Genomic DNA, 11,925 nt, shown 5'->3' with positions numbered 1-11,925 from the left:
CAATCACAGAAGAAACTAAAGCTATTAACAAAAATTAATAAAACGAGTGTTCAATTTACAAAATTGACATATTAACTTCTGTTGAAAATTTATAATATTTTATCAGTAGTTGATTAACGGAGTTATATTAATTAATTATATCATATATAATTGAAACCTTACCTATCTATATATTTTACAATAATACTTAAACGATATCCTCTTTTATTAAATAATTAGATTACTTTTGCGCAATTATTCAGCATACAGTATAATGTCCATTATTCTCAAGATTAAGGATTCAATATCTTTTAGTAATATTTGGAATATTAATGGAAGGATTCAATTATAAAATACGATATAGCTAATGCATATATAAATCGTAAATAAGAAGTTGAATCTAGAAGAATGAGTTATCAACACTATCACTTACACTAGTGAAAATTCAAAGGCTAAAAAGTAATTGTACTAAATGATTAAGAAAGTAATATCGCAAACAAGAACTACAGAGATTAATATGGTGGCCTACTATATTATCGATTGCTTTACGCAAGCTAAAATAACAGCAGATGATTATGCCAGTGAGCTTTTTCATAATGTTGCTATGAAGGCTGAAGAATTAACCAGTGCAATAAACCCAACCAAAGTTAAATCAGACCTGAAAGAGAAAGATGAACTTAGAAAACTATACTTGGTAGCAATGCACCATTTATTACTCGGTTTTGTTCGGCACCCAAATAAAGATGTAAACCAATCGGCCTTAGTTATAAAAGAAATATTTGATAAATACGGTGTTAAACTGGCATACGATAGTTATGCCGTTAAAACAGCCTATATAAATGCACTATTAAAAGAGTTACACGATGCCAAAAAAGATATCGACACACTCCCTGGTTTCCCAGATTTAATTAGCGGGCTAAATAGTGCTGAGTTAGCTTTTGAAGAAGCTGAGGATGAATATGCCACTCGCGTAAATGAGTTTGCGCAAAAGAGCAGTGCTACACAAATAAAAGCAGAACTAATGACCTTAATCAATAGTAAATTAGTTCCATATTTACAGGCTATGCTGCATGCAAAACCTCATAAATTCGAAAGCTTAAGCAGAAATGTTGCAGCTATTATAGATGACAATAACCAAACTGTTAAAGCCAGAAGCAAACCAAGAGGCATAAAGAAGTAACTCAATATTTCTTTCCTACACTTTTACTTGTTCGTAGATTTTATAATGGATAAATTAGATATCTCATATAAAATCTACAACTATGGAACAAGAATCTAATGTCCCTCCAATTTACATTGTATCAGGCGGAAAAGGTGTGGCTGGTCACACCCTAGTAGAATCAATGCTGATCCAATATCCCGATCATAAAATCCCCGTTATGATTGAACCTGAAGTAGCTACACAAGAACGTATTGACGAGATTATTAAAAAAGTACTTAAAACAAATGGTGTTATTGCGCATACCATGATAGACGTTAAGGTGCGAAGATGGCTAATTGATAGTTGCGAAAGCAACGACATCAGGCATTTTGATCTAGTTGGTAATATGACTGATTACCTAGATAGCGTTCATGATTTAAAACCAACTGCGCAAGCAGGCTTGTACCGAATGCGAGATATGGAATACTACCGTAGAGTGCGAGCCATAGAGTTTACCATGCAGCATGACGATGGTATGCATAATGATAAAATAGCAACAGCTGATATTGTATTAGCCGGTGTTTCGCGAACAGGAAAAACTCCTTTAAGTATTTATTTAGCCATGTTTGGGTGGAAAGTTGCCAATGTACCAATTGTGCCTGGCACACCAATACCACAAACATTATTCGAAATTGATCCGAACAGAGTTTTCGGACTAACTATTTCTATGACGTATCTAATTGCCCAAAGAAGCAGCAGGGTAACCCGAATTAACATGAACCCCAACACCGATTACGTTGAACCTCGGAAAGTAAGAATGGAATTAGATTATGCAGCCAATTTATTTAAAAAAGGTGGATTCAAAGTTTTAAACATCACAAACAAACCTATTGAATATTCGGCAAATGAAATAATCACCATTTTAACCTCTCGCTTTGGGAGCGATAAGTGGTCAAACGAGGAACATTAGTTATCTAATTAACTATCATCTTATTTTTTGTTTATCTTTTTTATCGATAAATTAAACATTTATGCAATTGTTGATGTTATCTTAAAGAACAACAATAGCAAATGTTGTGTTTACTTATACAGATGAAAATACATTTTGAATGCACCCAGCATAAATAAGCGAAAGTATTTTTCACTAAAATTAAACAAGATGAAAGAGGTCAAAACAAAAAATGGGATAAAAAAAATATCACCTCGCAAGATTAATGGTTTAGATAGAAAGGTAACTAGCTCAAGCGAACATCACTTTAGTTATTTAAAAGAATATGTTGAAGCTATTTTCCTTCAAAAATATCCAAAAACAGATTTTATTCTTCCTTGGATAGAATATAATAATTTATCAGATTTTAATATTTCTGATAATGTTGAAAGCGTTGGAGGTATTTCAGAGGAAGCACATTTTATAATGAGGATTGTAACTGAATATCATTTAAAACAAGCTTTTAAGGCAATGAAGATTGACATGAACGATCCGAATGTTGGCGGAGAAAAGGGTACTCCTTACCGTATGACAAAAATGTATTGCGGAAACGGTTTAGATGATGACAGTGAGTTACTATCTGGTAGATGGAGTAACAGACCAAATATGGCGAGTTTCCCTAACGAAAACCAGCAAAAGTTTCCTATAACAAAACGAGTAGATATCGTTTCTGTTTGTTCGCATCATGTGGCACCGTTTAGTACTTTATTCAGAGAAGATGCTTATGCCATTATTAGCTATATCCCCGACCGTATGGTTTTGGGAATATCAAAACTTCAGAGAATTGTTGATTGGGTGGCTAGGCGCGGGCACCTGCAAGAAAATTTAACAAAAATGATTTATGATGAAGTAAGTAAAGCTGCTGAATCTACATCAGTATTTGTTCGCTTAAGCGGATTGGTTCACACCTGTGAGTCTTTGCGGGGTACACAAAGTAATGAAGGTGCTTTTACTAGCGAATATTATGGCGGCGATTTTGAAAACTATGAACTAAGACGCGACATAAAGGGTTAATAAATAAAACAAACTAATTTAATAGATTATGATCATACGTAAACAATTCAAATTTGAAGGAGCACACATAGTGCGCGATTGCTCAAGCGATAGATGTAAAAAATCGATTCATGGACACAGTTATGTTGTTGAGGTTTTTTTAACATCAAATAAACTTGATTATGGCCATATGATATACGATTTTGGCTTAACAAAAGGAACAATTAAAGACGTAATTGATAGCTTTGATCATGCCTATGCCATGTGGGATAAGGAAAGTGATGATTTTAAATCGTTTATAAAAACCAATAGTGATAGGTACGTTCAAATGCCTGTTTCACCTTCGGCAGAATGTTTTGCTTTAACCTTATTGTTTATAATCGATAAAATTCTAGGAGCAACTCACTTTAATAATGGCGAAGGAGATGTAGGTGTTCAATCCGTAAGGGTACATGAAACAGAAACAGGCTACGCCGAAGCTTTTCAGGATGATTTGAGATGGTTTAACCATACACTTGAAGAAGTTATTTTTAGTCAAGCTATTAAAGACGAATGGAAAGATCCGATGATGTATGATAAACTCATTGACTATAACAAAGATAAAAAATCAATCAAACCATTTGAAAACCCAATTATTGAAAGAAAATTTAAATAAGTGCTAAACAATTTTAATTCATTGAGGTTATTAAGTAAGTCTTTACTGATAAGAATTAATTTATGAGCAATAAAATAAACAGAAAAAAATTCTTTAAAAGAGTTGGTATGTCCTTAGCAGGAGTTATGGCTACAACCGTTAGTGTTTCTGCAGATGCCACTAGAAATCCTTTAAGACCTCAGCAAAAAGAGTTTTTAGCTGACTATGAAGAATGGCTTAGAGAATTTCATAAATATATTAAACGTAAAAACATCAACACCTCTGATATTAATAACAATAAGGAGTTAATGAGATTAACTGAGGTTGCTGAAAATAGAAAAGAAGAGTTGGCTCTTCACATGAAAGATCCACTGTTTGAACGCCATTTTAATAATATTACAAAAAATATTACATACGAGATTACTTGATAATTAAGACGATTAGTTTGTTACCCTTTGATTTTTTTAGAATAAAAAAGCTCGGAAATTCCGAGCTTTTTTATTTACACTACTATTATCAATTGTCCAATATATCATGTTTAAAACACATGCAATCTGTTAATCACAAAATAATAAATACAACCTGCGATTATTACCGTTAAACAAGCTACTTATTATCCTTTTTATTCTTTTCTCACGTATTAATTGCAGCCTAATCCGTTGTTTAATAGCTATCAATTTTTCACTAGATAACTTCACTTCATGGGTTCCTATAGGATGTTTCTTTCGTACTTCTTCTTGATAGGCATCTCTAATTTTTGAGATTCTTTCAATACGTTTTTTTCTAATGGAATCGTTATAACGCGATCGCTGAATCATATCCATTACATGGCCGGCAGAACTCATATTATAAAATTTGCGGTTAAGAAATACAAGTTAACAAAACATCCTTAAAAAGACATTTTAATCTTATTTATAATCATCAACCTTAGTGGTTATTTTATCCAAATCATCAATTTTAAAATCTCCTAAAAAGGACAATAACACCCCATTTTGTTCACCCTGAAATATAACATGACACTCACTTATTCTGCGACCTTTCTTTTTCACCCACACTTCCGTATCGTCATCAGAATCATTTTCTTCTACTAATTTATAATTCCCTTTTTCAATATATTCGTAAACAAGGCTTTTAAAACTAGCATTTGGCTCTGATTCTGGTTTGTAGATAACTACTTTTAATTCATCTAAGTCACCACTTATATTATCATCCTTATCATCAACACAATCAAAGTTCATCATACCAAGCAAACTCTTTGAAAATGATAAATAGGTTACATCGTCCATTAAATTAAAATGCTTGTACATTTTATCAACTATCGATGATTGTGCCATTGTTGGAATGCTTACAAAAGCCATAACAACAAGTACTAAACTAAGCTTTATTAAATTTTTCATCGTGTTATAAATTTAAGTTATTTGTTAATCTAGATTATTATAAATAGACCAAGCAAGATTACCATCTACTTCAACTTCTATATCAGAAGGAATCGAAATTGTAACATCCAATTGCTGATCTTTTAATTTAATACCATCCTGTAAAGTAAACGCAGGGTCGATATACAACACAGAATCTTTAAGTATCCAAAAGAATTCAATTCCTTCAGCATTAGTAATGGCCTCTTTCATATCGCCTCCCCTAGCCTCACGGTTAATTGAAATATTAAATTCATCCCCGTCAATAAGTTCAATTTTAGGAGTCCCCTTCACTAGAATTTCATTCTGGCTTGAGAAAATTTCAAGTTGATTCATTTCAAATAAGTGTTCCTTATCCTCAGGAAAATTCATCTTATTATTAGGCTTTATATATAATGTATTGCCTGATGGAAGAGGTAAACGATCTTCTGACAGAACTTTTTGAGAAGTTGAATAACTTTTGGCTACTTTACCTGCAGAGAACACAACAATGGCAATACCTAATAACCAAAACAACAGAGCTCCTAAAACAACATACCTAATCTTATTTTTAACTTTAAAAGTTAATTTAAACCCTAAGAAAAAGAGTATTAAAAGAGGCATTACAGCTAATAAAATAATTCCGATAGAGGCATATGAGAATTGATGTCCATCCATGAATAAGCTAGGGATTGTAGTAATGTAATTACCTACTCCAGAAAAGTCGATAAACGAATACCCGAAAACCGCAGTCACCACAATGCCAATAATACCAACAATACTAGAAATCATTAAAGCAACACCCAAAGTGATCACAAAGAAGTTGATGATTTTTCGAAGTGCAATACCCATTACATCATTCGCCTTCCCCATTCCACTGTTTACATTCTCATAAGCTTTACTTTGCTTAAAACGAGTACTAACATCATTATACTCATTTCGAATATTTTGCTCCCAGTTTTCGTAATCAGAAGGACCCTTCATTTCCATACGCTGGGTTAATGTGAGGGCTTTAGGCATCACAATCCAAAGAATTAAATAGATAGGCAATGATGCTCCATACAGAATAAAAGCAATAAAAAATATTACTCTAAAAACCAAAGGATCCATATTAAAGTATGCTCCCAAGCCACCACAAACACCTCCAAACACCTTATTATCGGTATCTCTATAAAGCCTTTTTTTATAGTTAATAGAAGTCTCTTCGTTAACTTGCGTTTCTGCGTGTTCCTCGGCTTCATCAGCAAACTCTTGTGGTTCACCCATGGTTTTTATAACCTCTTCAACTTCAGAAAGACTAATTACTCTACCTGAAATACTTTTATTTTGAAATAATTCTGCAAATCTGCCTTCGATATCAGCAACTATCTCTTCTGCTTCTTTTTTATCAACAAAGCTATTTTCTACTTTTGTTAGATAAGTTTCTAAAGCCTTAAATGCATCTTCATCAATATTAAATGCAAACCCAGCTAAATTTATATGTAAAGTCTTCTTCATTTTTTATTAGTTTAAATTATATGATTGGGTTTAACACAACATAGCTACGCTGCCTACGAAAAAACCAACTACTTTTAGTGCTAAAGCAATTATAAATAGGAAAGCAATTATGTAGATGATAATTTTAAATAAGGTTTTAAATACAAACCCGATTAATAAAAGAATTAAGGTTAGAATTAGAATCCCCGGAAAGTGAAGTATTGGCACATGCGCCATATGGTAGCTCACATTTGTAGTCATTGGCTCCATTGCAGGAAATGCATTGAATAAACCTGTTAATAAAGATACTGAAGCAATTACAGCCACAACAAGCATCAAGTTTTTATCTCGCTTTGTGAGGCGTCTCCACCACGACTCACTTTTTTTATAGGTTTCTGTATCCTTTACTTTGCTAAACCTATCTTTTACATCTTCATATTCCCTCTTAATGAATTTTTCAATATTATTGATAGTCACATTTTCGCCTCGCATCTCCAATTTTTGAGCAGTTGTGATAGCGGCAGGAATTAAAATCCAAAGGATAATATATACCGGTATTATTGTACCTGCACTGAGAAATAGGAAAATACCAAAAGCAACTCGAACTAAAACCGGATCAATATTAAGATAAGCAGCTATACCTGAACAAACACCTCCAAGTACTTTATTATCTGCATCTCTAAATAAGCGCTTACTCCTACTTGAAGTAGTATAAGCTTGATAGTGTGATTTTTTCTCCTTTTTGGGTTCTTCATCCTCATCAAACTCCGATGGATCGCCCATGATAGCCATAACTTCAGTAACCATAACTTGAGTAACTACACCACTTTCATGATTAATCTTCTCACTAAAAAGTTCGGCAATTCTACTTTCAATATCTTTTATTACCTCTTTACCCTCTTCTTGATTCTTAAAATGCAATTCTAGTCGGTCTAAATAAGATCTTAAGGTTTTATATGCATCGTCGTCTATATAAAAAACGACTCCGTTTAAATTTATATTTACAGTCTTTTTCATAACATTTATAATTATTGTTGTTAGGAGTTTTTAATGTGAGCAACTGCATCAACTAATTCATTCCACGATACATCTAACTCATTCTGAAAGGATTTACCCTCTTCTGTTAGTTCGTAATATTTACGAGGTGGTCCTTGTGTAGATTCTTCCCAACGATAACTCAATAACCCTGCATTTTTTAGGCGAGTTAATAAAGGGTAAAGTGTTCCTTCAACAACAATCATTTTTGCCTCTTTTAATTCTTTAATAATATCTGAGGCATATTTGTCGCTTCTTGAAAGGATTGCCAGAATACAATATTCCAAAACTCCCTTTCTCATTTGTGCTTTTGTATTTTCTAACTTCATATCAGGCTCCTCATTTTTATATATTACTATCCATTACATTGAATATTGCATTACAAATATATGGCTTTTAAATGGTACTTTGTAATACATACTACTATATTGTTTTTAGAAATAGACTTTCAAATCATACAAATCCCTTTATTTACGGGATATACAAGACCGAAAATTTTTTTGAAAAAAAATCAAAAAAAAAGCACCACTTTCGAAAAAGTGATGCTTTATATAGTTTTTTTAGTAATTCTTAGATTGTTAAGATATCTGCTTCTTTCTTCTCAACATGTTGATCAACAACCTTAGAATATTGATCCGTCATTTTTTGAACATCTGCTTCAGCATCTTTTTCAAGATCCTCAGAAAGACCTTCTTTCTTTAATTTCTTTAATTCTTCATTACAGTCTCTACGCGCATTTCTGACACTTACTCTTGCATCCTCAGCACATTTTTTCACTTGTCTAACAAGATCTTTTCTTCGTTCCTCATTTAAAGCAGGCACGTTAATTCTTACAATCTCTCCGTTATTTTCCGGATTCAAACCAAGGTTTGCAGCCATAATTGCTTTTTCAATAGGTTCAATCATAGCTTTTTCCCAAGGCTGAATAGCTAAAGTTCTTGGGTCAGGAGTATTTACATTTGCAACCTGTTGCAGAGGAGTCATAGATCCATAATAATCTACCATTATACCTTCTAACATCGCAGGACTCGCTTTACCAGCTCTAATTTTAATTAACTCATGCTCAAGATGTGTGATAGATTTCTCCATCTTCTCCTTAGCATCTTCCATTAATATCTCAATTTCTTCAGTCATAACCTATTTGTTTAAAACATAGCAAAAATAAAAAAACTTGGCTTAATACAAAAGCCTCATAAATATTAGAAAAATACTTTAATTAATAGAGTCATGTAAATACAATAGGATACTATAATAGTATGTACTTTACTTAGTATGACCTAATCAACAGAAACCCCTTAGATTACAGCGGTGGTGAGTACTTTATCGATTAAAGTAATAGCAAAAGAATAAATAAACACAAAAAGTGGTTGTACAACACAATCTATTTTTACCCCTTTTTTACCAAAAAATGTATTTTCGGATCGTTTTTGAATTATTTGAAATACCTAAAACGCTTACTGAGTGTACTTTTGAACATGGTGCTTAGATTGATTTTAAATAAAGATTTATTTCTTTATTTCCCATGGAAAAATCCCGATTTCAAATTACATTTGCATGCTTAAAATACTAATATAACTTAGAGATTTAAATATTAAACTGTATGAGTAATTTATTGAGTTCGTCGATTGGACGAAAGCTGCTGATGAGTTTGTCAGGGCTTTTCTTGATTACCTTTTTGGTAGTCCACTTATCTATTAACTTGTTGCTATTAATCCCTGATGGCGGGGAAGCTTTTAACGTTGCAGCTAATTTTATGGCTTTACCGTTAATTAAGTTCGGATTGCAACCTGTTTTAGCTTTAGGGTTTATTGTTCATATTGCTTACGGAGCAATATTGACTGCAAAAAACAACAAAGCACGCGGTAATAACAAGTATGCTTCAGGTAACAACACAAAAGAGGTTATGTGGGCATCAAAAAACATGGCTGTATTAGGAGTTACAATTTTAGCTTTCTTAGCAGTTCACATGGTTGATTATTGGATTCCATTACAAATTACACATGCTGTAGGCAGTGTTACTATTGGTGGTGTTGAAATGCATGATACTTATTCTTTAGTAGCAGCAAATTTCCAAAATCCACTAAAAGTTGTTTTATATGTGATTGGTTCTTTAGGTCTAGCTGTGCATTTAACACATGGTTTCTGGTCAGCATTCCAAACTTTGGGTGCAAGTAATACTATCTGGCGTAAGCGTTGGACAGTTATCGGAACTGTATTTGCTTGGGTTGTAAGCCTAGGTTTTTGTGTTATCGCAATTGCAATGTATGCTTGCGGAAGCTGTTGTTAATAAAGTAGTAACTTTTTAATTTACAAAAAATGAAGTTAGATTCAAGGATTCCTGAAGGCCCATTGGCTGAAAAATGGAACAACTATAAGGCTAACCAGAAATTGGTTAACCCAGCAAATAAAAGAAACTTAGATATCATCGTAATTGGTACAGGATTAGCTGGAGCTTCAGCTGCTGCATCTTTTGGTGAAATGGGTTTTAAAGTAAAAAACTTTACTATTCAAGATTCTCCACGTCGTGCGCACTCTATTGCTGCACAAGGGGGTATCAATGCTGCTAAAAACTATCCTAATGATGGTGATTCTGTTCACCGTTTATTTTATGATACAGTAAAAGGTGGTGATTACCGTGCTCGTGAGGCTAACGTTTACCGTTTGGCTTCTGTAAGTAACGATATCATCGACCAATGTGTAGCTCAAGGTGTACCTTTTGCTCGCGAATATGGTGGTATGTTAGATAACCGTTCTTTTGGTGGTGCGCAAGTTAGCCGTACTTTTTATGCAAAAGGACAAACAGGACAACAGCTATTAATTGGTGCTTACCAAGCTTTAATGCGTCAGGTAAATGCTGGTACTGTTGAAATGCATACTCGTACTGAGGTTGTTGATTACGTTATTGTTGATGGAAAAGCTCGTGGTGTTATTACACGTGACTTAGTAACTGGTGAGTTCTCTCGTCATTTCGGTCATGCAGTAGTAATGGCAACTGGTGGTTATGGTAACACATTCTTCCTATCTACTAATGCAATGGGATCAAATGGTTCTGCTGCTATTAAAGCTTACGAAAAAGGTGCTGCTTTTGCTAACCCTTGTTACGCTCAAATTCACCCAACATGTATTCCTGTTCACGGTGAGTTCCAATCAAAGTTAACTTTGATGTCTGAGTCTTTACGTAACGATGGTCGTATTTGGGTTCCTAAAAAGAAAGAAGATGCTGAAGCTATCCGTGCAGGAAAGAAAAAAGCAACTGACCTTTCTGAAGACGAAAGAGATTATTACTTAGAAAGAAGATATCCTGCATTTGGTAACTTAGTACCTCGTGATGTTGCATCTCGTGCTGCTAAAGAGCGTTGTGATGCTGGTTTCGGAGTTGGTACTACAGGTTTAGCTGTATACCTTGACTTTAAAACTTCTATTGAGCGTTTAGGTGAGGATACAATCCGTGCACGTTACGGAAACCTTTTCCAAATGTACGAGAAGATTGTTGATGACAATCCGTATGCTGAGCCAATGATGATTTACCCTGCTATTCACTATACAATGGGTGGAATTTGGGTTGATTACGAATTACAAACAACTGTACCTGGTTTATTCTCTGCTGGTGAAGCAAACTTCTCTGATCACGGTGCTAACCGTTTAGGAGCTTCTGCTTTAATGCAAGGTTTAGCTGATGGTTACTTTGTATTACCATTTACAATTCAGAATTACTTGGCTGATGATATTCGTACGCCACGTATGACTGGAGACGAAAAAGAGTTTGTTGAGGCAGAAAAAGCTGCTAAAGCTAAATTTGAGAAGTTAATGTCAATTAAAGGATCACGTTCTGTTGATAGCTTACACAAAGAGCTTGGATTAGTAATGTGGGATTTTGTTGGTATGGCTCGTAACAAAAAAGGTTTAGAAGAAGCTATCGAGAAAATCGCAGCTATCAAAAAAGAATTCTGGACTAACGTTAAGATCCCTGGATCAGACAAAGGAATGAACGTTGAGCTTGAAAAAGCATCTCGTTTAGCCGACTTTATTACAACTGGAGACCTTATGGCTCGCGATGCATTAAATCGTGAAGAATCATGTGGTGGTCACTTCCGTGAAGAGTACCAAACAGAAGAAGGTGAAGCAAAACGTCAGGATGACAAATTTACTTACGCCGCTTGTTGGGAATATAAAGGAGAAGACAAAGCACCAGAGTTACATAAAGAAGAACTTAAGTTTGAAGTGGTTAAAGTTGCACAACGTAACTACAAATAATTAAGTTATTAACGTTCATTAGTTAAACAGA

Annotated in this window: 13 protein-coding genes; 7 read left to right on the top strand and 6 right to left on the bottom strand. The window is 33.9% G+C overall.

The features are described 5' to 3' along the window. Positions 1-451: 451 nt before the first annotated feature. From QMO11_RS07900 to QMO11_RS07880, 5 genes are all read left to right on the top strand, one after another. Complete coding sequence (locus QMO11_RS07900) at positions 452-1,159, top strand: DUF6261 family protein (RefSeq protein ID WP_282036789.1); 708 nt, start codon at positions 452-454, stop codon at positions 1,157-1,159. Between the two features lie 82 nt (positions 1,160-1,241). Next, positions 1,242-2,090: a pyruvate, water dikinase regulatory protein gene (locus QMO11_RS07895; RefSeq protein ID WP_282036788.1), complete on the top strand. Its 849-nt coding sequence runs from the start codon at positions 1,242-1,244 to the stop codon at positions 2,088-2,090. A gap of 189 nt (positions 2,091-2,279) precedes the next feature. After that, positions 2,280-3,122 carry a GTP cyclohydrolase I gene (locus tag QMO11_RS07890; RefSeq protein ID WP_068474016.1) on the top strand — a complete coding sequence of 281 codons (843 nt, stop codon included), beginning with the start codon at positions 2,280-2,282 and terminating at the stop codon, positions 3,120-3,122. Between the two features lie 28 nt (positions 3,123-3,150). Further along, positions 3,151-3,756: a 6-pyruvoyl trahydropterin synthase family protein gene (locus QMO11_RS07885; RefSeq protein WP_282036787.1), complete on the top strand. Its 606-nt coding sequence runs from the start codon at positions 3,151-3,153 to the stop codon at positions 3,754-3,756. 62 nt (positions 3,757-3,818) lie between these two features. After that, the gene (locus QMO11_RS07880; protein ID WP_068474023.1) at positions 3,819-4,163 is read left to right on the top strand and encodes a hypothetical protein; all 345 of its coding nucleotides are present in this window, start codon (positions 3,819-3,821) and stop codon (positions 4,161-4,163) included. A gap of 129 nt (positions 4,164-4,292) precedes the next feature. Here QMO11_RS07880 and QMO11_RS07875 read toward each other — a convergent pair whose 3' ends face one another. The 6 genes from QMO11_RS07875 to frr form a co-directional block, all read right to left on the bottom strand. Beyond that, positions 4,293-4,580, bottom strand: coding sequence for a hypothetical protein (locus QMO11_RS07875; protein ID WP_282036786.1), 288 nt, complete (start codon positions 4,578-4,580; stop codon positions 4,293-4,295). Between the two features lie 63 nt (positions 4,581-4,643). After that, a complete protein-coding gene (locus tag QMO11_RS07870) occupies positions 4,644-5,132 on the bottom strand; it encodes a DUF4252 domain-containing protein (protein WP_282036785.1) in 489 nt (162 codons plus the stop codon). Between the two features lie 24 nt (positions 5,133-5,156). After that, positions 5,157-6,626 (bottom strand): PspC domain-containing protein, encoded by a 1,470-nt coding sequence (locus QMO11_RS07865; RefSeq protein ID WP_282036784.1) that lies wholly within the window; start codon positions 6,624-6,626, stop codon positions 5,157-5,159. Between the two features lie 30 nt (positions 6,627-6,656). Further along, positions 6,657-7,622, bottom strand: a complete 966-nt coding sequence (locus tag QMO11_RS07860; RefSeq protein ID WP_282036783.1) for a PspC domain-containing protein — start codon at positions 7,620-7,622, stop codon at positions 6,657-6,659. A gap of 20 nt (positions 7,623-7,642) precedes the next feature. Continuing rightward, positions 7,643-7,969, bottom strand: a complete 327-nt coding sequence (locus QMO11_RS07855) for a PadR family transcriptional regulator (RefSeq protein ID WP_068474038.1) — start codon at positions 7,967-7,969, stop codon at positions 7,643-7,645. Between the two features lie 241 nt (positions 7,970-8,210). After that, positions 8,211-8,774 (bottom strand): ribosome recycling factor, encoded by a 564-nt coding sequence (gene frr, locus QMO11_RS07850; protein WP_282036782.1) that lies wholly within the window; start codon positions 8,772-8,774, stop codon positions 8,211-8,213. Positions 8,775-9,240: 466 nt separating this feature from the next. On the opposite strand from frr, the gene QMO11_RS07845 reads away from it, so the two are divergent. Together QMO11_RS07845 and QMO11_RS07840 are read left to right on the top strand one after the other, a co-directional pair. Beyond that, complete coding sequence (locus QMO11_RS07845) at positions 9,241-9,927, top strand: succinate dehydrogenase cytochrome b subunit (protein WP_068474043.1); 687 nt, start codon at positions 9,241-9,243, stop codon at positions 9,925-9,927. Positions 9,928-9,956: 29 nt separating this feature from the next. Then, positions 9,957-11,894: a fumarate reductase/succinate dehydrogenase flavoprotein subunit gene (locus QMO11_RS07840; RefSeq protein ID WP_068474046.1), complete on the top strand. Its 1,938-nt coding sequence runs from the start codon at positions 9,957-9,959 to the stop codon at positions 11,892-11,894. The last annotated feature ends 31 nt before the right edge of the window (positions 11,895-11,925 follow it).

The organism is Saccharicrinis aurantiacus (assembly GCF_947489045.1).
GTDB lineage: Bacteria > Bacteroidota > Bacteroidia > Bacteroidales > Marinilabiliaceae > Saccharicrinis > Saccharicrinis aurantiacus.
Note: the sequence above shows the minus strand (reverse complement) of the source record. Positions and strands in the feature narration are given on the sequence as shown.